Origin of the sequence: Natrinema sp. SYSU A 869, from assembly GCF_019879105.1 — an archaeon.
Taxonomy (GTDB): Archaea; Halobacteriota; Halobacteria; order Halobacteriales; family Natrialbaceae; genus Natrinema.
This window is the reverse complement of record NZ_CP082248.1, coordinates 314,738-337,749: the sequence shown is the minus strand read 5'-3', so window position 1 is coordinate 337,749 and position 23,012 is coordinate 314,738. Positions and strand designations below refer to the sequence as shown.

Below are 23,012 nucleotides of genomic sequence, written 5' to 3'. Positions count from 1 at the left end.
CCGCCTCGGGGTCAAGCCCCGAGGCTTCCCGTGGGTTAGTCGGACACTCCCATCCGACCATCGGCCTGATAGCCTCGGGCGGTCGGGTGGGTCACGGTCGGGGCGTCCACGGCCCCCGATGCCTGCCGTCGCACCTTCCGAACAACGGGAAGACTGTTGAGAGCAGGTACATTCCAATTGAGTTTCTTCACACCTTTCACGGCGATGTTGACGCTTGCACCACGGTCGCTGTGGTCTTGATGAGAACACGACCGACACTTGAACCGCTTCTTGTTCCGGTTCGCTCGTTCCGTATGTCCGCACATCGGACACCGCTGGCTGGTGTACTCGGGGTTAATCCAAGCGGTCGGGATTCCCTCGAACGATGCCTTGTACGACGTATAGAACTGGAGGGCACGGAACGGGAGGTGGTGCAAGCGTCGGTTCATCCGCGTACCGTAGTCGATACTGTCGCGCATCTCTTTGAGGTCTTCAAAGACTATGCACGGCTTCTCGAACTGCTGACTCCACTCCACGATGTGTCGAGACACCTTGTGGAGACGGTCACGGACAAACCGTTCCTCACGCCCTTCCAGCGTGTCGTGTATGCTGTCCTTCCCCGCGTTCTGGACGCGCTTTCGCATCGTGAAGTAGCGGTGGCGCTCGAACTTGATTTCGGGGAAGTCTATAACGAGCGTGTCTTCGACGCCATCCTCTGAGAGCGCGGTGAGGGCCACGTTGTCCTCGTTCACGTCCACACCAACGACCGTTTGTGAGTCCTGCTTGTTCCGAACAGTCTGCTCGGAGTTGGTGACGTTGACGTGCAACTCAGCGGTGTCGTCGTGGAACAGGGCTTCAGCAGTCCCAATCTTCCACTCATCACTCGTGAGCGCAGTCTTGAGAATGTCGAGGTGAGCGTCACTCCCTTCGAGAACACCTTTGACGTGCTTGTACGGCTTCGCGCTGATGCGGAACGCCACGTTACCGTCATCGGTGAGCGACAGGTTGTACCCCTCCTCGTAGTTCGCTCGAAGCGGGTACGCGCCGTCCTTGGTGTGACCCGGGAGTCCGAAGTCGTCGTACTCGTAGTAGTTTTCCATTGCGCCGAGAGCCTTGGCGACGACGCGCTGAGTCGTATTCTTCACGAGGTCGGCGTCGTCAGCCACGCGGTCGGGAATGGTGTCCCAGTCCACGCCTTGCTTGGCGAGGCGGATGGTTTCGTTGTACACCGAGCGTGCTTCAAGGGTGGCGTCGTACAGCAGACTCTCGTTGTCACTCTGGATGTTAAGTTGGAAGTCCAGCGTCTTGACGAGAGCCTGTGCGTCGGTCATTCTTCGTCCTGTTCGGTGGGTTCTGAGGTGCGGACGACTTTCACATCCGCGCCACGCCAGCGTTTTGGGACAGTGACGTGGGCGCTATTCCCGAACGGCTTGACCTCGCCGTCGAGAACTTCCTCGCCGTCGATTTCAAAGCGGTTCGCCATACCTATGTATATCCTTTGGATATACTTAACTGTATCGGAAGTATGTTCTCAATATGGGCGAGGAACGGTCGAATCACACGGTGTACAACGTCAACTACCACTTCGTGTGGTGTCCGAAATACCGCCACGCTATTCTCGAACCAATCGAGGACACGGTGGAAGTGAGTTTCCGCGACGTGTGCGACGAGTACAGCTACGAGATACTGTCGTCGTCCGAAGATCGGAGATTTTCGTGATCACGAGAGACGAAGTCTCTCGAACGACTCCACATCTCGCCCGACCACGTACACCTGTTCCTTTCAGCCCATCCGAAGCACGCGCCGAGCGAGATTGTACGAACGGTCAAGAGTATCACGGCACGGGAGATGTGGGAGCAACACGAACCATTCTTAGAGGAGTACCTGTGGGGTGGTGGGTTTTGGGAGGAATCGTACTACGTGGGGACGGCGGGTGATGTTTCAACCGACACGATTGAACAGTATATCGAGCGCACGGAACACGTTTAACGGAGCGCACGGCCTTCACCCTCGGGGTCAAGCCCCGAGGCACTCGGCCTGCTCCGCCTGTAGAATTCGGATCGTCGAATGATCCGAGTGAACGTTCTCGAACGTGACAAGGGATGATTGCCTATCAACGGAATGTTTTATCACGTTATAATAGATGCAATAGACCATTATGTCTAGTGGACGATTTGCGTTTGATATCGAGACAATCAACCCACAACTTGAGGACAAGCAAGTCCAGACTTCCAGAACCCAAACCACTTTGAGTTGTTTTCATTGTGCTGTGCACATCAACCCGAACCTGAGGCGAAGATTGACTATGAAGTATTCTTCCGTGAGGGCCGTGGACCGGCGTCGGAGATTAACCTAATCGAACAAACGATCGACTGGTTCGAATCACGTACTGGTGAGTCGATTATCACCTACAACGGCGAATATTTTGATTTCGTGCAGTTTTCGGGTCGGGCTCGAGTTGCTAGCGAGACACTGGGGGCGCGCGAGGGTGTTGTCGACCGCGTGGACACGCTGCTAGACGATCTTGAAAGTGACGACCTGAAAGAGGATTCATGGGACTGTTTCGGCGAGTACACCAAGTTCGAAGAAACCTGCGAGCACTGCAATGTAGCTGTTCCACGAACGATGCTGTCCGAGTTCGATATCGACACAGAACACTACCACGCACATCGGGATACGACAGACGCATTGAAGCCGCATTTCGTCGGTGGTGACGTTCCGATCGTTGGTGAACGATATCTTGATCTGCTCGAGGCTGGCGCAACTGAAACGAAGACATTTCGTGAGCTCGAGCGAATGCTTGCTCACTACGCGACGACTGACGTGGTACCGCTGTTTGATCTCGCGGACGCGCGACCGTTCGGGGGATAGTTCCCTTGGATAGCTACAATCGGCCAGTCCCTCCAATCGGGTGTGGATGTCCCACATAGTCGGGCCGTCGGAATAAGATTGGCCAGATCGACGTGGAATGTGTGAAGCGAGAACCGAGGAGCTGAGACAAGGTTAATTGAGTGCAGCACGAATCCCAACGTACGCTGACCACATCTCGGCGGCCCCAATAATGCTCACACCGACAGTCATCACAGAGTTCGATAAGCAGGTACCAGAAGATACAGAGACGGCGACGTTCGGGCTCGGCTGTTTCTGGGGCCCTGATGCAATTTTCGGCGCGTTGGACGGCGTCGTGCGAACGCGGGTCGGGTACGCTGGTGGGACGAAACCTGACCCGTCATATGAGGTCCTCGGGGATCACACAGAAGTCATACAGTTCGAGTACGACCCTGAGCAACTCTCGTTCGATGAGTTGCTCGAGCGAGCGTTCACCGAACACAACCCCTACCAGCAGTCCGGGAAACGCCAGTACCAGAATATACTCTTCACTGAGACGGCTGAACAATATGAACAGTTGCTATCGTATCTAGACGAGAATGAGTTCAGTCGAGAGACGATCAACACGCGTCTCGAAGAACTCGACCAATTTCACGTAGCTGAAGACTACCATCAGAAGTTCAACCTTCGAGGAAAGCGGTGGATCACCGATGTGTTCGCCGAGGCAGACTACGATGACGGAGCGATCAGAGAGTCCCCAGCAGCGGCGAAACTGAACGCCCACGTCGCAGGCCACGATGTGAGTATTCCTTTTGTTAAATCGACGTACGAGCCACGGTCAGAGTAGTAGGTTGTGTGAGCGCCACGACTCTGACACACTGGACCTATGGCGGCTAGCGATCGGGTGTTCCCTCGAGGCTGTCGGAGACATCGATTGCTTTGAACTCTTGGTTTCGATGGTTTCCAGTTGTCTCAACGATGACTCCCACAGACACTAACACCTCAATGCGTTGTACGCGGTTTGCCGACTGACATCGAACCGGTTTTGGACGTCATTAGCCGTGAAGTATGGCATGTCGAATACTTCTCGTGTGAGGTGATGACTCGTTTTCTGGTGTGGATACCGTTGTTCGTAGTCACGCCGAAACTCCATCAGCCTCAATGTCCGTTCGTAGGAGTCCCCGTGCCTGTACCTCGATCCCTTCGATAAAGAACGTGATCCAGTCACGCCACTTCGCGGCGTTTGGCTAACAGATCATTATTGGTGGCGGCAAGTGGGAGACACTGCTCGAACAGACAGTACGATTTTGAGTAACTGGGAATCGGGTAGAAATTGATAATAGTCCTCCCGAACATGATAGCTGTCGCACAACCCGCTATGCGACAGACCGAGATCCAATCAGCCACCTACCAAACCCACTGTGGTCGCCGGCGATAGGCCCCCTCCTATCGTCGGCCCTGTCCTTTTCAGTTCTCGAGAAATCCCGTCACCAGCAAGAGTAGCACGAAGTGCATTGAAATACGCGCTGTCTGGAGACCACCGTCCAGATTCGTTGTTCGAGATTGTTGGTTATCACAGCACGTTCGGCCTCAAAACACTCGTGAAAATCGCGGTAAGTACAGGTCGAGTAGTTAACGGAGCAACACTCGATTTTACCGATATCTGTCAAAAACACCGCGCTGCATACAGAGGGTGAATGCAGCACGGGTTGCCGTTCGTTTCACGTCGAGACGGGTGAACCACCCGCTCACTATATGTGCGTAGCTAACTGTTCTCTCAACGCGTACTGGCCATTAAAGATGTAGCGGATAGGGCGTCTATGGGTTCGGGGAAGCCTTGTCAGCAGCTTCCTGCATACTCTCAATGAGTTCGATAGCTGCCGGTAGTTTAGACCCAGCATCCATTAACTTCCGGTCGGGCTTATACTGTAAACGGCTGCATCGGCCAGTTTCGGAAGATGTTGGTGGTGGAGTTCAATAAGAATCCGCCGATAGGATTCCCTATCTTTTACGGGGCTATCGCGTTCAGTCTGTCCGTCCGTGGCGACATGTGTCGCTACCTCCTCAAGCGACACCATGGTATCCTCAGTAGTTACCAAGTACTGACAAACTTCACGACGCCGTGGTGCCCCAACTGCTTCGTAGATCGTTGTTTGAGTTGTCATACAGAGAAAGAATGCTCTCAGACTCATCGCCTCGGTGGGGGAATATTCTGGGGTATAAGTTCTATGGGGCGATATCTGTCACCTCAATCAAGGTTCGTATCCCTCGCTGGAGCCGTTCAGAGAGTGCCTGAGAAGAGATACCTACCTCTGCTGCAACATCAGTTTGCGATGCAGTCTGCGGGATATCGAAATGCCCGAACTCATAAGCAGCGACAAGGGCCTCTTTCTGTTTGTCCGTTAACAATGCATCAACATCATTCTGGGCTTCAGACTCACGATAAATCGTTTGAAGGCGGAAAGGCCATCCCTGCTCTTGAAAAAACCTGCGATATTGGGTAAGTGCCTCCCGGTCAGGAAACCGCATCCGATGCATCCAACCGTCATGAGTTCCTTCTCCATCAAGCAGCACAAGGTTAAGGTCACGCCAAACTTGGAGTGTCTCTGATCTTCCTCCCTGTTCAGCAGATGTGACCCGGTACAGCTGACGCGTTTCCAGCTCGGTCAAGATTTTCGAATTTGTGACCGTCGGGTCAGCATCGAGGCCCTTCTCGAAAGCGTTGAAATCTCCGCCCTCAGCCCAGAAGATATAGTGAGTCCTCTCGTCAATATACCCTTCTTCAGGATATACATTCATCTCTGGGGCGTGTTCGAAAGCAGTTTTCAGAAGAGGGACATCTGTCCGATACTCCACGATAAGCATAGAAAATGGTAATAGATAAAAGCAGAAAAAGACTAGGAGCGGACATATATTGTGAATTTCCCACTTAGAACGCTTTACGGTAGATTCTAAGGATCCTTATAGACAGCAAAGAATTCTTCATATTCTGTCGCTTTCATATACGGAAATGACACTCAAAGTCGATTTTGTGTGGCCTCAATTCGAGCGGATATTGGACAAGTCTATAGTTGTTCCGTTCACGCCTTCACCTGTACTTACCGATCACTAACCCTCGCAGATCCCGTCTCGGTCTGTACCACATTCGCGCCCTGTATTCAGCACGGCCCAAACATACCCATATGAATTCTGTCAAAAGTCCTGTGCTGAATATAGAGGATACATTCAGCAGACTGGTTTGGCAGAGGATATATTTTCAAAACTGGTAGTGATCGTGGTGAAAACACGGATAGGATTCATCATTGATTTACGCGTCTCAGTCCCGCCCAGACAATGGCGGTTCCCACAAACAGGGTTATCATGCCGATGACCGTCCACTGCGCTGATCTTCCAGCGATCGGTTCGCAGTCTGCAACGCACAAAATAGGACCTAACTGGATGATTCCGAGGCCTTGAACTAACCATAACGTCCCGAGAAGCGCCACGATGGCGCCGAGGATTGTCAAGATAGTCACTTTCGTGTTCATGTTTCAGCACGACTCCTGAGCTCTATCATCACTCGAGGATGTCAACATGGCCGAAGAGACACACTCCCTCCTATCGATTCGGCTGTCAGTCTCGGTATGACTCACTGGCGTGGCAGTTCCGCGCACGAAGGGTCTGGACGGGCTAACACCGATACTCAGTGTTTCGATCTCGTCAAGAGCGAAGGGACCTGCTGCAATCCAGTCGTCCGTTCGACGGTTGAGATGGCAGCCGTTGTCGACCCGTTTCCAGAGTGGTGTCACCGCGTCCTGAACGTAGCCACGCAGACCGTCCGACCGAACGTGTTCGAGAAACCGGAATTCGCCATCCGGCTTCACGACGCGGTGGACTTCCTTGAGGGCCTGAGAAGGGTCCTGTACCGTACAGAACACCGCGGAGGCGATGACCACGTCAAACATATCGTCCGCATAGGGAAGACATTCAGCCCGTCCTGATCGCAGATGTATGTCCAGATCATGGGTGGTGGCTGTTCGCTTTGCCTGCCTCCGTCTGTTGGGATCCGGTTCAATTGCATGCAGATGGAGTGCTGGTTCACGCTTGACTGCTGTTTGCAGGTATGGAACCATTGCACCTCTCCCCGCGCCGAGCTCCAGTATCACCCCCTTGAGATCGCGTGCGAGATACCGCCGATGCTCAGTAAGGTCAAAGCGCTCAGAGAACGCGTCGACGACCGGATGACCGGGAGTTGGCGGTTTCGATTCCGTCCGGTTCGTGTTGGCTTTTTCAGCTTTTCTGCTCGGCATGAGTTGGTGATATAGACGATCCACCTCTGCATATCAATAGCGCCATACATCTGAGGCAGGTTTAAATATGTATACTGCATACTTTTCATTCAATGCGGCACCGCCCGCGACAGACGCAGCCCAATCAACTCGTTACTAGACAGAGCAGCTGAATACAGTTGTCCTGGGCACTATGGACACAAAGAACAGATCGATAGTATGAGATATATTACGTTCATCATTCCTCAGATCGACGATGGACGCTGCTCTAACGGTGAGTGTGCTACCGATCAAGCAGTGAATGGTGAGGCAATTCACTACATCAACCTCTTGGATGACGGAACTGGTGTCGGACTGTACCAACTCCGTGGTGACTTCGAACAGGGCACGGAAGTACTGGAGGCGGACCCAGATGTGCTGGCTTGCGAAAAGTCTGAGGCATCGGAAGGGCTTGTTTACCTCCATTTTCGAGCAAATGCCCTCATGACCGACCTCCTCAGTATATTCCGACGGTATGAGATCGTTGTGGACTGGCCGATGGAATACACCGATGAGGGTGGGCTTCGGGTAACCATGCTTGGAGAGGACAAGAAGATCCGAGAGGCAATCGCAGAAATCCCCGACGGAATTCAGATTACGCTCGAAGGGATCGGCGAGTATCACCCAGATATGCACCAACTCGCGTCACTGCTGACGGATCGCCAGCAAGAGCTGTTGGAACTAGCGGTCGATGAGGGCTATTACGAGATGCCGCGGCGTGCGACCCTCCGCGACCTTGCGGATCAAGTGAATATCTCTGCGGGAACGGTTGGTGAGCACCTGCGAAAAATCGAAACGAAGGTCATCATGGAACTCGTTTGATACCAACATTGCTCAACGAGACGATCATCTCAACTCGCATGCCTCAATGCGACTGAAAAAGCCTATCTTTCTTCGAGGAGAGGCTCCCGGCGTTTACGCCGAGGAGGATGTCACAGAAACAGATAAGTGGGACTTCGAGTGCCGAATCATCAGAGTTGACGGCGAGGAATGCGTGATCTCAGCACAAGAAGATCTATTCCGACAACGAGGGGAAACTAGTTCGCGCAGTCGGGGTAGTCCAAAACATCACCGATCGCAGAGAACGCGAGCAGCAACTGAAAGAGTTAGTCGAGCGATTAGAAGTGTCTAACGAACGCCTTGAACAGTTCACCTACGTAGCCTCTCATGACTTGCAGGAGCCGCTGCGGATGGTGTCGAGCTACCTGCAACTCATCGAGAATCGATACGGCGACGCATTCAACGAACTCTTTGATCGGCTGTGTTGAATCACTAGACAGCGGCGGAATGGTTCGCTAAATCGAAGGTCTTGAAGCGGGAGACTTCAGTTGTTCATGACCCAAATCTCCCGCTTCATTGGGGCAGTTGTGCCGATTGCTCAAAACGTTACTGGCGATGGAGACGAATCCGCCGCCCCGAAAGGTGGCGGCGGATTCACCGACTATGCCCTCGTTTCCCTGCATTGTCTGCGGATTTACCTCGATACGTCCTATCGAATGACGATCGATCTGCTGAAGGAAATGCCGCAAATAACAGGGGAGATCGGCCTTGATACGGCCGATCTCCCCGCACCATCTACGCTGTGTAAGGCGTTTGATCGGATCGAGATGAGCGTTTGTCGAGTGTTGCTGTGCCAGTCGGCGCAGCTACACGACCTCTCTGAGCACGCTGCGATCGACGCTACGTTCTATGAACGAGATCGTGCAAGCCGTCACTACTGTCAACGAACGAATTATCGCGTTCAGACGCTCAAAGTAACCAAACTCGTCGATACAGCAACGCAAGCTGTGCTTGATCTTCACTGCTCGACGACGTTAGAAGGCAGCGACGCAGATCTCTGTGAGCAGATCGCCCGCCGGAACGCGGGCGATCTGCGGTCTCTAGCCGCTGATAAGGGCTATGACAAGCAACAACTCCGCGAACGACTCCGTGAACTCGACATTCGCCCGCTGATCAAACACCGGATCTTCGCTCCGTACGATCACGCACACAACGCCCGCATTGATGAAGATCGGTACGCTCAGCGGTCAATGGCCGAAACCGTCAACTCAGCCGTCAAGCGCTCGCTCGGCTACGCCGTGCGAGCGCGTAGCTGGTATCGAGAGTTCCGTGAAATTTCTCTGATGTGTGTCGTCTACAACATCAAACGTGCCGTCAAACAGTGAAATCTACCGCCTTACAGCGATTCAACAGAGCCCTTTGATCTCACTGGATGACCAGCCGTGCTCCTCCCGTAGTCCCGTTCGAAGCGTCTCGTAAAGCGTCAGGAGGTGAAACGTCGGAACACCAGCCAGTCATTCCCAGCGGGGTGGTCCCTTCTGTATCTCGACATAGAGTTTATAACCTATTTCATCAGCGATCGATCGGACCAATCTGCTTTTTCGTAAGGACAGTCATCCGCCGGTCCTCGAGCGAGATATCGCCCACTGAGGCCGTTCCATCGATCGTCCTTCGGGTCTGCAAAGATTTCGCCGTCACGACACCGGTAGTAACAGGGATGTGACGAGCGCGCGGTCGCAGAATTCCTAGATAGCGTTGAACCCCTTCTCCTCGGCAGCATCGTGTGCCCGTTCGCCGACGTAGTGCGTAATCAGCAATCGATGGTCGTCGGTCTAGGCCTATTGATCACCCGATCGGCGGCCATCGTTTTCGGGAAGCGGTTCCGTCGCGACGTTACGCTGTACGTAGTTCACCTCGAGCCACTCGAGAAAATGCTCAAGGTTCCATCGGTAGTCCCCGCTTCCCTCGCCGCCTTCCGATTTTGGGACGAAATCGATTGCTCGTCGCTATCCATCGGCATGCACCTGTTCGAAGTCGTTGGCTGGCTCGAAATCCTCTTCGAACGCCGCTGCTAACTGTTTCCCCATGAATTCACGCCGCCGTTTCCGGGCCTCTTCCTCGCCGAAATAGTTTGTGACGACGACGTGAGGATCGTCGCTGCCCTGATCTTCGGCAAAGACTTCGACACGATCTGCAAGCCGTTTCACGGCGTCGTCGTACGTCCGATACCAGAACCGACGGCCATACTGCGGAGAGGGCGTCTCTTCGCGCATAGAGACGCCTGCACGCTCGGCCAACCGCTTGAACCGAGCTGTGATCGTATTCGGAGTGCGGTGGCCGCTTGCAGCGGTCGCACTCGGAAACAGATACCCGTTCCATTGGTCGCGATCGGCGAGTTGTTCCCAGCGGTCGGCAAGTGTCTCGAGGCCGTACTGGACCGAGACGCGCCCTGGTCCGTTCTTTCGCTCATCGCCGAAGACGATCCGCGGATCCTCTGCGTCGAAATCGAAGCGTCCCTCGTCGTTCGTCGGTTCGAACTGGTCGATCGAGAGTGCGGCGACCTCACCGCGCCGGAGCCCCATGCACACGTCGCGATAATGAGCAAGCGCTCGTCGATCGACTCACAGACGTCGACCATCGCATGGACATGTGTGTCATCGAGCGCAGGCGGATCACGGTCGTCGTCATCCGGCGTTTCCTTCGCCCACTTCTCTTCCTGGGGTGCGCCAAGAGCCGGGTTGTACGGTGCGTCACGGTCGATTTCGAGCCACTTGTAGAAGACACGTACGTCTGTCGCGTGTTTCATCTTCGATTCGGGACTCGAGAGTTCGTCGTTGAAGGTATCATAGACGGTCCGAACACGCTGCTTTTCGTCACGTGGGGGGACATCGTCCTCACGAACACGCTCGACGATCGGGGCCGAGCCGTACAGATCCGCGTAGGTTCGCACATACCGGGCGAGCCGGGAGCGCTTCGAGGTGATCGTGCTGTCCGAGTGCCCCGACCGATCGAGATAGGTGTTCAGGTATAACTCGAGCTCGCGGATCGTGGTATCGGCGTCGATCCCCCAGTCGTAGTCCTCGTCAGCGTCGGAATCGGGATTCGGATAGCCGACCGTCGCGAGGAACTGCGACAGTGTGAGATCGTGGTGTTCGCGTAGCGTGCGTGCGATCCCGGAGTAGCCTGCCTCAGTGATCTCCTCGTAGGTCGGTCGGGTGTCGAGATTGGGGCCGTCTCGAGCGAGATCGGGTTCGATGTGGGCGTTCCAGAACGACTGGAGGTCCTCGAACGATTTCCGCGACCAGTTGATCTGTTCCTTGCTACTCTCGGCTGGTCCACCTTGTTCCTCCACGGGATTCATGATCGTGAACAACGCTTCTGCGTCCAGTGTGCGATTTGATGGATAGCCACTTTCCTATACTTGAGATTCATCGTCCCACCCGCTCGGGAAGCCCGTTTCCTCCGGTATGGGTGCATTCTAAGATCCGCATTTTCGTATGCCTCACTTCTTTTGACAGTCATATAATACTATCGCTTACCAACTTGTCTCATGTAGACAAACAAAATAAGCGGTATAGTGGTGCTGTCGGCCTCGCATAGAATAAACCAAATGATGCTATATCAAATATCGGGGCACTCATTTACAAGTTCGGGAGGTACATTCCTACAAACACTAGATCACACATGGTTATTCGAAGGAACAAACCGTCTTATGGGATTTCGGGGTAGAGGCCTAGGTCGAATGTACAATGTGGTGGTCCTCGTCCCGATATCATCCACAATCGAACCCTGTGTTCAGATCAGCATAGGTGTCCGGTACTTCTGCTATCCTTGGTCATATCTCCATAAACATCGAGTCTTGGCGGTTCTGGATCAATTGGTGGTGGACTCGAGAAGGGTTATCTCTACTCGGAGAAATTTCTTGACGATGCTGCCTGTCTCGTAGCTTCTTATTGGAATCTTGAACTGTCTTTAACAGTAGATAGTAACACAATTTTTATTCAGACCTATTCTTGAAACTGGATCGGACGGTTCGGTAACTACGTATGTAACTTATCAAATCAGTCTTACTCTGTCAACCAAGTTGATACCAGGCAAGAAACTGATTACCGCAGTTTCGGCAATTGATCTATACCTTCCCATCAGCCACCGTATCCTGTTTAACAATCTTACAGCCCTGTGGAACTGTTGCAGTAGCTACTTCACCACACGAAGGACAGTTACTGTTTTTCCTGTCGGTGGGTTGTTCACACCCTCCTTTTCAGATGACGGTATAAACTTATTTCTGGAAGAAGTCTAACGAGTGGGAGGAATTGTAGCGATATATGGCGACGGTGTTGTTGCATCCTGATATGGAGAAAGAACTGCAATCTCTTCCAAACGATATAGAGGATTGAATTCGATCGAAGTTGACTGAGGCCGGGGAGAATCTAGACCGTCATCTCAAACCGCTTAAGAGACGAGATGAGTATTCGCTCCGCATTGGAAACGGCAAGTAATTATCGATTGGATCACAGAACAGAACGAATTTCGAGTACTAGAACTCGATACTCGAGACATAGTATATCAGTAGTACAGCCAATTGGACCCTTGATGCGGTCACTACACGTGTGAACTGAACGATTGTCTCTGGTCGATCTATCGGAAATACGTCGGTGATGCTGGCCGTCGCAAACGTGACAGCCCGATGAGACCGGTCGCGATCCAGACGGCGCGTTCGGCCCGCTGTGGGTCCCCGACTCCGAGGTTCTGTCCAGCGATGGTGGCCGTCGCTTAGCCGAGCCATTCCGCAAGAGAAACGCCGGCGAGATAGGGCGATTTCCTAATTACCCATAGCCGTGACCACCACTGGTAAAAACGTCACTACGAGCACCGTTAGCGATATCATGGCGAGCAATTCGTTGACCGCTCGATAGTGATCAGTACGCCGGACCCGATCAAATAACCAGTGTCTACTGGTTTCCCGCTCTCGCCGCTATTCCCGTCACTCGAGTCGCTCGAAGTTCCACTTCTGGTTGTCGCCGTCCCACCACTCCCACTGCACGCAGCGGGCGCCGTCGCTGGATGAAGCGTCCTCAATGTCTAGCACTCTGCCGCTGTTGGCGTTCCGAATGCGGTAGTGGCCGTCAGGAGTTCTGTCGACGGTCCACCGCTGGTTATCGCCGTTCCACCACTCCCACTGCTGGATGTCGTCGCCGTCTCCAGTGCCTCCGTCCCGTACCTCGAGGACTTTCCCGCTGTTGTGGCTTTCGAACCGGAAGACGCCGTCATTGACTTCGTGAGCGATCCATTTCTGATTGTCGCCGCCCCACCACTCCCACTGCTGGACAGCGTTGCCGTCCCCGGTCCCCCCGTCCCGCACCTCGAGGACTTTCCCGCTGTTGCGGTTCTCGATGCGGTAGGTCGCGCCGTCGACAAGTCCTTCGGAGTAGTCCCAAGCGGTGAGGCTTTCGACGGTCGCCGTACCGCCGGTTGCGGTCATCGTCGCGTGGACGCTTGTCTCGTCCGGATAGATCCGATTCGTCATCGTCTTCTTGCCGTCGTTGGCGAACGTGGAGATGATACTCCGGTCGACGAACACGCGCACCCTGAGAGTCCCGTCATCGCGCAACGCCACCGGTTGACTCGCGACGTCCTTGTCGGTGTCGCCGAAGAAGGCGCCTGCGTCGCCTCGATCGACGAACAGTTCCTCCGCGCCGACGTCGTAGGTGACGCGCGTCTTCTGACTGGTGCCCTCGCGAAGCTCGAAGGCCACAGTGTCAGCAGTGCCCGGATCGATCGTCGCGAGCAGCTCAACCATCTCACCTTTCACGTTGGTGCCCGCCAACGGGTCGTGGGTAGGCGAAAGGGGTTCGTCGCTCAGCTCCTCGAGCACGCCTTTGCGGTTCGACTCGACTGCCCCGTCGGGGCGCTGGATTGGCACGATCTCGCTCCCGGTGTCCCGGAGAGTGATCCGCCGGGGGAACGACTGGGCGCCTTTCCAGCCGTCCTCCGGCGTATCGGACGCGTAATCCCAGTGGCTCGTCCACGCCAGTCCCAGACGAGAGTCCGTCGCCGGTTCGTTGGCCCAGCTCTGGGCGGCGTAGAAGTCCCACCCGGAGTCCGCGTACACCTCGTTCTCGGCGGCGAACGTCGTGCCGTCGAAGTAGCCGATGTGGTGTTCGACGTGGTCGGCGTCGACGGAGACAGTCATCACCCACCGGCTTTCGTCGGTGTTACTGATCGGGAGTTCGAACAGGTCGGGACACTCCCAGGCGACGCCGCCGGACTCGTAGGTGCTCAGGTACGTCCAGTTCTTCAGGTCGTCGGACTCGTAGATCTCGATCCCCGCCGGCCGGTCGGAGCCGTTCCCTTCGACGCGCGCAACGACCATCCGCCAGTTGCCAGTCGGCTCGTACCAGAACGGGTTCGGGTCGCGCCAGTTCATCGCGTCCTCGTCGAGTACCGGATTTCCGCTGTACTTGGTGAACGTGTCGCCGCCGTCGGTGCTGTAAGCGAGGCGCTGGTCCTCTTCTCCGCCGTCGTGGTGCCCCGTGTACATGGCCACGATCGCGTTCTCGCCGAACCCGGCCGTGTCGTTCGCGTCGACCACCGCGCCGCCGGAGTAGGCCTGAATGCTGTCCGTGTTCGAAATCTTGGTTCCCTGCTCGGTCCAGTTGACCAGATCCATGCTAGTGGCGTGATCCCACCGTCGACGGGACTCGCTGGCTTGGTAGAACAGGTGATACGTGCCGTCGTGATACACCAGGCCGTTCGGATCGTTCATCCAGCCGGTCTCGCGTTCGAAGTGGAACCCGGGTCGGTACTGTTCCGAACTGGGCCGTCCGTTCTGGATGTCCTCCATCTCCCAGATCTCGATCGATCGGACCGTGATGTCGCCGTCGCGGTACAGACGTAGCTCCGTCGAGTCGTCGCGCGAGGGGTACGCGCGCGTGGTAACGCTCTTGAGCGAGTTGACGTAACACTCGATCAGCGACTTGTCGACGAACACCCGCAGGCGCAGGTTGTCGCTGCCGATGTCGACCGGCCCCTGCGTCGTGAGGCTGCTCTTGTCCTGCTCCGCTTCCATTAGCGTCGGGTCCTGACTGGTCTGGTTCCGATCGGTCTTGATCTCGCCGGTCGATTCGTCGTAGTGGACGAGCGTCTTCTCCTCGCCGCCGGGCGAGTAGTGCGAGTAGAACCCGTACTCCGTCGCGCCGTTCGACTCGATCTCCAGCTGCAGTTCGACGGTGTCAGCGGTGAGGTTCTCCAGTGCGTCGTTGACAAGCGCCGGACCGGCGTCGTTCATCTCCAGGAGCTTCTCCGAGCGGATGCGCTCCATCTCCTGAATCGGGGCGACGCCGAGGCGGCCATCATCGCGCAGTGACAGCTCCATCGGCGTCCCGGCGTTGTGCGCCCACCCGGAGTCGTGCCAGAGCTGTTCCTCGCGGTGATCCTGCGCAATCGTGAACAGGATCGAGCGGCCCGTCTGCGGATCGACGAAGCCACTGGGCCCGGTGAAGTGGAAGTCGCCCTCATCGATGAGCAGCGGGTCTTGGTGATCGCGGACGAACTCGAAGGTAGCGGTGTCCCAAGTTCCGACCCAGTACCACACCTCCGTGTCGCCGCCCTGGGGACTGATGCAGAGGGTGTGCTTCTCGTTGCCGTCGCCGTCCGTGCCGATCGGCAGCAAAACCGGCAGTTCCCAGTTATCGCCGAGGTGCGGGTAGTCGTCGGGACTGTCCAGCTGGAGCGCCCGTCCCTCGTAGTTCCAGTTGACACAATCCGTGGAGTGAAACGCAAGCACAGTACCCCCGGCGCCGTTCTGGAGACCCGAGCCGACGAGACAGTACCACTCACCGTTCTCCTGCCAGACGTGGGGGTCGCGAAACTCGTTTTCCATCAGGTCGGGATCGTCGGGCTGACGTATCACGACCCCTGTTTGTTCCAGTCGGTGAGCGCTACGTCGTCGTCCTTAGGGAACGTCGACGTCGCCTCGGCGATGGCTTGGTCGTCCGTTCCTTCCGTGAGGCCCGCAGTGTAGAGGAGCTTCGGATAGCCGTCGGTGTCGACGGCGGTGTCGCCCGACCAGCAACCCGCCGGATCGATTCCTTCCTCCGGTCGGAGCGCCTCCTCGACGGGGTTCCAGTGGACCATGTCGTCGCTGACCCAGTGGCCCCAGTGGATCTGCCGCCAGTAGGATCCCTTCGGGTTGTGCTGGTAGAACAGGTGGTACTTTCCGTCGAAGTACAGCGGACCGTGGGGTTCGTTCATCCAATGTGTCGGCGCGATCGCGTGGTACTCCGGTCGGAGGTTGTCGCCGTCGTACTGCCGTGGATTAACCGTCAACTCCTGGTAGCCGGTCGCGGGGAGGTCGCCGACTTCGTTGTCGTGCTTGTTCTGGATCTCGGATCCGGAGAGCGCAATGTCGTAGGTTTCCAGCCGGCTGATGGCACCGTTGAGCATGTTCTGCTTCCAGACGTCGCTCCCCTCTCCGACGTAGTCCATCCGGGAGTTCCTCCCGAGCTTGAGGGCGACGTCGGCGGGGTCGATCGTCCCAGTTGGAATCGAGCTCTCGGCGACGAGGGTCCCGTTCTTGTAGAGGCGCAACGACCCCGCGTTTCCGTCGAAGACGGCTGTAAGGTGGTTCCACTCGTAGACGTCGATCAGGTCGCCGCTCTCGACCCATATCTCCTCCCAACTGTCGCCGAGACCCACCTGGAACGTCCAGTGGCCGTAGTTGTCGACGCCGAATGTGAACCCCTGCTGGACGCTCCGGTCGCGCTTCTCGACGATCGGGTCGATGTAGTTCGACTCGGAGCCGTGAGAACGCGGAGCGACCCAGGTGTCGATCGTTAGCTCCGAGAGTTCCCGACCGAACTCCGGCGCGAGTTCGTCGGGTTCCCAGGCCGCCCACGTGGTGTAGCCGTCGAACAGCAGGCCGTGCCAGTCTTTCCCGTCAATCCACAGCGGATCTCGGTCGCCCTTATAGGCGACGTGCTTTTGGTGTCCTGCGACACTTTCGACGGTGGAATCACCACTTCCCTCGTCAAGAGGCCAGTCACCGACCTTGGATCCGGCGTGCGACGCCGTTACGGACCCGGTGAGCGCGCCGCCAACGCTAGCCGAAGCGGCGATTCTACCGATGATCTGCAACCAATCGCGTCGAGCGACGTGGCCGATGCTGTCGGTACTATCGGACTGCAACGCCGGGCACGACCACCTGTCGGTACTATCGGACTGCTTGTTGTTCTCTGTCACACTTCGAGCGTCCATCACCATTAACATAAAACTAATCGAGTGTCCGTAACTTCGTACTCGAGACAACGTCCGACAACCGACGGCCGCTGGAATCGTGCAGCCGTCACCGGTGTGACTGGCGATCCGTCGTGACCGCTGTACCGAGAATTAGCAACTGAGGGACAAATCAGTGTTATTCTATTTGTGCACAGTGTGAGAGTCTACGAATTCGGAGATCATCTTCCAGTCCGGTAGTCGTTCCATCGCTCCCGTCGTGGTCGCCGAGATCACAGCAGACGCGTTCGCAAATCTGACGGTTCGGTCCAGATCGCTAGTCCTTCGTGCAAGCGCGGCGACCGTTGCGGAGACGAACGCGTCGCCTGCTCCTGTCGTGTCGACCACGTCGACATTGACTCTTCGTGTTCGACGACGCCGTCGCCCCACGGCGCGTCGGCTGTCGCGTACGCCATGGCACCCTTATCGCCGCGCGTGAGAAAGACAGTGTGTGGTCCGTCCCGGCAGACTACTTCGCACCGTCGATCGAGCAACTTCTGTCTGTATCCGAGTTGTTTCAGTTCATCGGGCGTCGCCTTGAGCACGTCGGCCATCTTGATCGCGTCTTCGAGGACGACCGTATCATCGTCATCCCACAGTTCCGGACGCCAGTTCGGATCGAAGTACACGGAACAGTTCGCCTCTCGTGCGCGCCGTAGTAGATCGAGCACGGCTGACCGAGCCAACTCGGCCGCGAGCACGACGCCGGAACGACTCCACGCTGCGGATCTCCCCCGGTTCCGCGGGTAGCATATCGACGAGCGCTTCGCCGATCACGAGGATGTTCTGGTCATCCATCGGTCATTCCTCCACGGTTAGATTGACCAGTGTGATCAGCGACCTGACCGAGATGCCGTTGACGCGGTCCGTTCCGTTCTATAGATCGAGTCCGGTGAACGCCTGGGTTTCCGTCGCATGTGCAACGATCTCTGCGTAGGCGTCCCCATTCGGGAAATTCCGCTGGATTGGGGTCTTCTGCTGGACGAGGTCGTCTTGAACGGACTCCCACTGCTGTAGGGAAACCTGCGAATCGAGCGGCGGGAACACGTTGACGAGGTCCTGACGCGCCCTGAGCGTCTCGGTGTCGATGCTGTCGTACAGCTCATACATCTGATGATGAACTTGCACGGAAACGTGTACATCCGGAATCGAGATAAGAGTCCTGCTAGCCGTGATGTCGCGAAGACTCGGTTGTTCACTCGTATGCGCTATCCAGTTCCCAAACGTCCAAGCGCTGGACGGTTACATCACCGTCCGCCCACGCCTTGATTCCGGTCGACCGCTCATCCTCCGGATACAGGCGAGTAGTGACGCTCTTCAGACTGTTCACATACACCTCAAGCATCGACCCGTCGAGATACGCTCGCAGTTCGAGGTCCTCGCCGTCGTGGTCGACCTCGCCGCGGTGGACGAGCGAGCTTCGCTCCGAAACAGTCGCCCGTGTTTCGGCGTTTCGCGTGCTGCGTTCGCGGTGGACGACGATCCGCTCCGTCCGTTCGTCGTAGTATATCAGTGTCCCCTCGGACCCATCGGGGTTTGCCCTGACCTTCAGCCCGTACTTCTCAGCGCCGTCGGACGTCATCGTTGCTCGAATCTCGGCTGCGGTTCCGCCAACGCCATCCAGTTCGTCGTTCGCGTCCGGGACCTGCGCGTTCCGGATCTCGGCGAGTTGCTCGACTCGGAGGGAGCGCAGTTCCTCAATCGGTTCAATACCGAGCCGACCGTCGTCGCGAAGAAACAGGTGAACCGGGAGGCCGCCGTTATGGGCCCATCCGGCGTCGTAGTGATCCCGCGGACGACGGTCGTCCTGTGCGATCGTGAATAGGAGGCTCCGACCTGTTTCGGGGTCGACCATACCGTGGGGGCCGGTGAAGTGAAAGTCCCCGTAATCGATACGTCGCGGGCCCTCGTGGTCCGGAATGAACCGACAGGCGTCGGGGTCCCACTCGCCGAGCCAGTAGTACACTTCCACTTCCGCAGCACCCTCGATCGGACTGACGATGAACGCGTGCTTCTCGGCGTCGGTCTCGTCTTCGCCGACCGGCAGCAAGACGGGCAACTCCCAGACGAGCCCGAGTTCCGGGTACTCGTCGTGATTCGCCCGGTGGAGACATCCCCGAAACTCCCACTCCGCCAGGCCCTCAGACTCGTATACGAGGGCCGCGCCGCCACCATCAGCGAAGCCGGACCCGACGAGACAGTACCACGTCCCGTTCTCCCGCCAGACGAACGGGTCGCGAAAGTCGTTATCTCGCAGTCCGATCGAATGCGGGCGCTCGATCGCGGACTCGCCGGCCTGACGCCAGGACGTCAATTCGGGGTCGTCGGGATCGACGGGAGACGCTGCCACGACGCGCTGATCGGGAGTGCGGTCCATCTCTCCCGCGGTAAAGAGGAGAACGGGGTCCCCGTCGGTGTCGCGAGTCGATCCGCCGGACCAGATCCCGTCGGGAGCCAGTCCGTCGTGTTCGGGCGCTAGCGCCGGTTCAAGGTGCCGCCAATGTACTAAATCGTCACTCACCCAGTGCCCCCAGTGGATGTTACCCCAGTACGGGCCGCTGGGGTTGTGCTGGTAGAACAGGTGATACTGGCCGTCGTGATACAGCGGTGCGTGCGGTTCGTTCATCCAGTGACCGGGCGGGATCGGGTGGTACTGCGGACGGTGACGATCCTCGCGATACCGCGACGAATCGAGTGCAATCGTTTCGTAGTCCATCGAGGGGTGCTCGTCGTCGCACGGCGACTCGTACCGCTCGCGGACGTCGGGGGCGGCGAACGCACGCTCGTAGATTCCGAGTTCGTCGATTGCCCCCGCCAAGTTGTGTAAAGCGAACGTGTCGTCGACACGTTCGGTTCGGTTGTTCTTTCCGATTCGAACCGGGACGTCGGCCGGGGCGATCGCACTCCCTTCGGGAACTCGTTCCACTGCGGTGCATGCGGCGTCGACGTAGAGTCGGAGTGCGCCGCTGTCGCCCTCGAAGACCGCTGCGACATGCGACCAGGAGTATTTGGGAAGCGGTGACTCCGTCTGGACGGCCTCCCACGCGTCTCCCAGTCCGACCTGGAACGAGCACCGGCCGTGTCCGTCGAGTCCAAACTCAAACCCGCGGTTATCGTCGACCGAGTGGTTGCTGATAATCGGGGAGAGACGCTCTGACGACTGACCCTCGAACGCGCGGGGGGCAACCCACGCTTCGACCGTGAGACCGGTCGTATCGCCGTCGAGAATCCGCCGGTCGTGTTCGATCCGCGTGGAGTAGCCATCGAACAACAGTCCGCTTCCTGTGACGCCATCGATCCACCGCGGATCACTATCCGATTTGAACCGTGCGTCCGCGAACGCGTGCTTGACCTCGTCACGGTATCCGGACACGACTTCTTCAGCGGACGAGCCCTCGCCTTCGTCGAACGGCCAGTACGCTACGGCACGGTATTTGTCGCTATCGTCTCGGTCGGCCATATCGGATGGGATACCCCGTAATCATAAAAATACCACCTGTCTGTCGGACCGTCGACGGTGAACTCGCAGCGGCGACAGCAGCGCGCGTGGACGGTCCCAACGTCGGTGCTGACGCTCACGAACTACTATACTCCTCTAGTTCTTCGACAAGAGTATGAGTGGTTACGAGGACCTCGACGAATCCGAAATACGCGATTCGCTGCAACGCCACGTCGATATGTCGGAGTACGAGTCGCAGGTATATCTCGCGCTCGTTCAAAACGGAAAGCAATCGATGCGAGACCTATCCGAGGCGAGCGACGTCCCAAAACAGCGTGTATACGACATCGTCGAGGAACTCAGGGAACAGGGCTTCGTCGAACTTGACGACAGCTATCCCAAGAAGGCATACGCAATCGATCCCACGAAGACGCTTGGCCCGATCCAAACACACGTCGAACAGGTCCAAAACGCGCTCGAGGAGTTTCACAAGTCGGTGTCCGACGTCGACAGCGGCGTCGCACAGTTCCGGAACCGGTCGACGATCGAGAAGTACATCTCCGAACTCCTCGACAGCGCCGAACGGACGATCTTCCTGATGACGTCCGTCGACCGACTGCGGATCTTCGAGGATGCGCTGCGCGACAACTCCGACATCCAGATCCGCGTCGTCCTCACTGGTCTCGACGAGGGTCATGTTGTCGACGACCGTATCGAACTCAACAGCCCCATCCGCGAGTTCGCCGACTACGTTCGGGGGACCGTCCGTAGCGAACCGCTTGTACTCAGTGTAGATCGAAATGCTGGGTTCTTCTGGCCGAGTACCACCAACGCACGTCGCCACTCTCAGGAGGGATTCTACGTTACCGATGAGGAACTCGCATTTCTGTTCGACCGGTTCCTCTCGGATACAGTCTGGCCACTTGGCTATCCGGTCAATCCTGATCAGCGCCGCTCCACCACACTTCCGCAACGGTACTATCGGATCCGCGATTGCCTCACCGACCTTGAGTTACTCACCGACTCCGTTCCCCTCCGAACCCTGACGGTCCGGTTCGAGGGTTACGACAACGTGTCCGGCCAGCAGATTTCTCGAGAGGGACGACTCACCGGGTACTACGCGCCGGAGTTCGATGATCAGGCGTACCTCGAAGTTGACATCGTTGAGGGCGACGATGAGCAGTCTCCGACGGTGACGGTCGGCGGCTGGCACTCGCGGCAGGAAGACTACATGGCGACGAGCATCGAACTGGAGAAACACGAAGACTGGTCCGCTGAAGAACTCGACGACGAGACGCTCGCACACATCGAGACGTGCCGGACGGAGCTCCCCGAAGGGATCGCCGGCGACGTCATCGTCGGCTTCGACGGTTACATCGACTATATCAGATCGCTGGTCGGGGAACGGAAGAGTCCTCGGATGTACGACGAGATCGACGAGTTCGACACGCTGCGCGAGATGATCACGAGGGCGTCGGCTCAGGACAAGACGCTCCAGTTCGAGTGGGTCGAGAGCAGGCGGTTGCCCGGCGGCCACACTGCCCACGTCGGACAGGTACTCGACACAGCCGGATACGATACGGAACTCGTTGGGTTCTTCGGGCAGCCGATCCGGGACGAGTTCAGCGACGCGTTCGACGACGACGCGCTTCTCAGCCTGGGACAGCCGACCGTGACGGAGTATCTACAGTTCGACGATGGGAAGGTCCTGTTCACCGACTCCGGTGGACATCAAGCGTTGAACTGGGAAACGCTCAGAGAATACGTGCCGCTCGAAGAAATCGCCGATCGACTCGACGAGACTGATCTCGTGAGCATCGGCGGCTGGGCGCTCATCCCCGAGATCTCGACGATTTGGGAGGGAATCTACGAGCAGGTGCATCCGCTGCTCTCGTCGCCGCCCGACGACATCATCGTCTGTACGAGCGACGTGCATCGCCTAACGGAGACGACGCTTCGGTCGGATCTGGAGTCGTTGAGCATCCTCGACGACGCGATCCCGGTGACGGTTGTGACAACCAGCGGACAGGCCGCGCACTTGAGTGACGCCCTTCCGTCCGGCGACCGCGGGAAGCGAGCGCTCCATGCAACGGCAGAGTCGCTTTGCCGCGAGATCGGCGTGTCGCGGGTCGCGGTGACCTCTACGAAAGAGTCCGTCCTCGCCGGCCCTGACGGGAGCCAACGGATCCGATCGGCCCTGATTTCCGACCCGGCAGAGGAAGGGACGTTTGAGGATCACTTCAGCGCAGGTATCGCCCTGGGACGCGCCGAGGGTCTCTCGAACACATCGACACTCACTCTCGGAAGCACAGTGGCGAGTTACTTCAAGCAGTACCAGGCGACGCCGTCTCTGTCCGATATTCGGACATTTCTCGATACCTACGAGGAGCAGGGCCCAGCCTGAG

Annotated in this window: 17 protein-coding genes and 3 pseudogenes; 7 read left to right on the top strand and 13 right to left on the bottom strand. The window is 57.2% G+C overall.

What is annotated here, in order from left to right; translation table 11 throughout:
- Positions 1 to 35 precede the first annotated feature (35 nt).
- Both K6I40_RS05465 and K6I40_RS05460 read right to left on the bottom strand, forming a co-directional pair.
- Complete coding sequence (locus tag K6I40_RS05465; RefSeq protein WP_222914739.1) at positions 36 to 1,310, bottom strand: RNA-guided endonuclease TnpB family protein; 1,275 nt, start codon at positions 1,308 to 1,310, stop codon at positions 36 to 38.
- The gene (locus K6I40_RS05460) at positions 1,307 to 1,462 is read right to left on the bottom strand and encodes a DUF2080 family transposase-associated protein (protein ID WP_007540613.1); all 156 of its coding nucleotides are present in this window, start codon (positions 1,460 to 1,462) and stop codon (positions 1,307 to 1,309) included. Before K6I40_RS05460 ends, K6I40_RS05465 begins: the two co-directional genes overlap by 4 nt.
- Before the next feature lie 53 nt (positions 1,463 to 1,515).
- Here K6I40_RS05460 and tnpA point away from each other — a divergent pair.
- The 3 genes and pseudogenes from tnpA to K6I40_RS05445 all read left to right on the top strand — a co-directional run bounded on the left by tnpA (position 1,516) and on the right by K6I40_RS05445 (position 3,655).
- Positions 1,516 to 1,968 (top strand): annotated as a pseudogene (gene tnpA, locus K6I40_RS05455) (IS200/IS605 family transposase).
- A 513-nt stretch (positions 1,969 to 2,481) separates the two neighbouring features.
- On the top strand, positions 2,482 to 2,850 hold the full coding sequence (locus K6I40_RS05450; RefSeq protein ID WP_222914737.1) for a hypothetical protein: 369 nt from the start codon (positions 2,482 to 2,484) through the stop codon (positions 2,848 to 2,850).
- Positions 2,851 to 3,037: 187 nt separating this feature from the next.
- Positions 3,038 to 3,655 carry a peptide-methionine (S)-S-oxide reductase gene (locus tag K6I40_RS05445; RefSeq protein ID WP_222914913.1) on the top strand — a complete coding sequence of 206 codons (618 nt, stop codon included), beginning with the start codon at positions 3,038 to 3,040 and terminating at the stop codon, positions 3,653 to 3,655.
- A 46-nt stretch (positions 3,656 to 3,701) separates the two neighbouring features.
- On the opposite strand, the pseudogene K6I40_RS28025 reads toward K6I40_RS05445, so the two are convergent.
- From K6I40_RS28025 to K6I40_RS05435, 3 genes and pseudogenes are all read right to left on the bottom strand, one after another.
- Positions 3,702 to 4,040 (bottom strand): annotated as a pseudogene (locus K6I40_RS28025) (HTH domain-containing protein); the annotation flags it as partial.
- A gap of 994 nt (positions 4,041 to 5,034) precedes the next feature.
- Positions 5,035 to 5,673 carry a helix-turn-helix domain-containing protein gene (locus K6I40_RS05440; protein WP_222914735.1) on the bottom strand — a complete coding sequence of 213 codons (639 nt, stop codon included), beginning with the start codon at positions 5,671 to 5,673 and terminating at the stop codon, positions 5,035 to 5,037.
- A 665-nt stretch (positions 5,674 to 6,338) separates the two neighbouring features.
- Positions 6,339 to 7,097, bottom strand: coding sequence for a class I SAM-dependent methyltransferase (locus K6I40_RS05435; RefSeq protein ID WP_222914734.1), 759 nt, complete (start codon positions 7,095 to 7,097; stop codon positions 6,339 to 6,341).
- Between the two features lie 276 nt (positions 7,098 to 7,373).
- Here K6I40_RS05435 and K6I40_RS05430 point away from each other — a divergent pair, with 276 nt between their 5' ends.
- From K6I40_RS05430 to K6I40_RS05420, 3 genes are all read left to right on the top strand, one after another.
- Complete coding sequence (locus K6I40_RS05430; protein WP_255681656.1) at positions 7,374 to 7,937, top strand: helix-turn-helix domain-containing protein; 564 nt, start codon at positions 7,374 to 7,376, stop codon at positions 7,935 to 7,937.
- Between the two features lie 302 nt (positions 7,938 to 8,239).
- Positions 8,240 to 8,383 carry a hypothetical protein gene (locus tag K6I40_RS28880; protein WP_222914730.1) on the top strand — a complete coding sequence of 48 codons (144 nt, stop codon included), beginning with the start codon at positions 8,240 to 8,242 and terminating at the stop codon, positions 8,381 to 8,383.
- Positions 8,384 to 8,449: 66 nt separating this feature from the next.
- Positions 8,450 to 9,280: an IS5 family transposase gene (locus K6I40_RS05420; protein ID WP_222912741.1), complete on the top strand. Its 831-nt coding sequence runs from the start codon at positions 8,450 to 8,452 to the stop codon at positions 9,278 to 9,280.
- 33 nt (positions 9,281 to 9,313) lie between these two features.
- Here K6I40_RS05420 and K6I40_RS28015 read toward each other — a convergent pair.
- The 8 genes and pseudogenes from K6I40_RS28015 to K6I40_RS05395 form a co-directional block, all read right to left on the bottom strand.
- Positions 9,314 to 9,892: pseudogene (locus K6I40_RS28015) on the bottom strand (hypothetical protein); the annotation flags it as partial.
- Between the two features lie 9 nt (positions 9,893 to 9,901).
- Positions 9,902 to 10,102 carry a hypothetical protein gene (locus tag K6I40_RS28010; protein ID WP_255681655.1) on the bottom strand — a complete coding sequence of 67 codons (201 nt, stop codon included), beginning with the start codon at positions 10,100 to 10,102 and terminating at the stop codon, positions 9,902 to 9,904.
- A complete protein-coding gene (locus K6I40_RS05415; protein WP_255681654.1) occupies positions 10,099 to 11,256 on the bottom strand; it encodes a hypothetical protein in 1,158 nt (385 codons plus the stop codon). The genes K6I40_RS28010 and K6I40_RS05415 overlap by 4 nt, the downstream gene beginning before the upstream one ends.
- Before the next feature lie 1,623 nt (positions 11,257 to 12,879).
- Positions 12,880 to 15,777, bottom strand: coding sequence for a GH32 C-terminal domain-containing protein (locus K6I40_RS05410; RefSeq protein WP_255681653.1), 2,898 nt, complete (start codon positions 15,775 to 15,777; stop codon positions 12,880 to 12,882).
- A 26-nt stretch (positions 15,778 to 15,803) separates the two neighbouring features.
- Positions 15,804 to 17,135 carry a LamG-like jellyroll fold domain-containing protein gene (locus K6I40_RS28825; protein ID WP_305082485.1) on the bottom strand — a complete coding sequence of 444 codons (1,332 nt, stop codon included), beginning with the start codon at positions 17,133 to 17,135 and terminating at the stop codon, positions 15,804 to 15,806.
- 266 nt (positions 17,136 to 17,401) lie between these two features.
- Complete coding sequence (locus K6I40_RS28820) at positions 17,402 to 17,839, bottom strand: PfkB family carbohydrate kinase (protein ID WP_305082484.1); 438 nt, start codon at positions 17,837 to 17,839, stop codon at positions 17,402 to 17,404.
- Between the two features lie 205 nt (positions 17,840 to 18,044).
- Positions 18,045 to 18,296: a hypothetical protein gene (locus K6I40_RS05400; RefSeq protein ID WP_222914727.1), complete on the bottom strand. Its 252-nt coding sequence runs from the start codon at positions 18,294 to 18,296 to the stop codon at positions 18,045 to 18,047.
- Positions 18,297 to 18,363: 67 nt separating this feature from the next.
- Positions 18,364 to 20,628 (bottom strand): GH32 C-terminal domain-containing protein, encoded by a 2,265-nt coding sequence (locus K6I40_RS05395; protein ID WP_222914725.1) that lies wholly within the window; start codon positions 20,626 to 20,628, stop codon positions 18,364 to 18,366.
- 154 nt (positions 20,629 to 20,782) lie between these two features.
- On the opposite strand from K6I40_RS05395, the gene K6I40_RS05390 reads away from it, so the two are divergent.
- Entirely contained in the window at positions 20,783 to 23,011 is a 2,229-nt protein-coding gene (locus K6I40_RS05390) for a TrmB family transcriptional regulator sugar-binding domain-containing protein (RefSeq protein WP_222914723.1), read from the top strand.
- The last annotated feature ends 1 nt before the right edge of the window (position 23,012 follow it).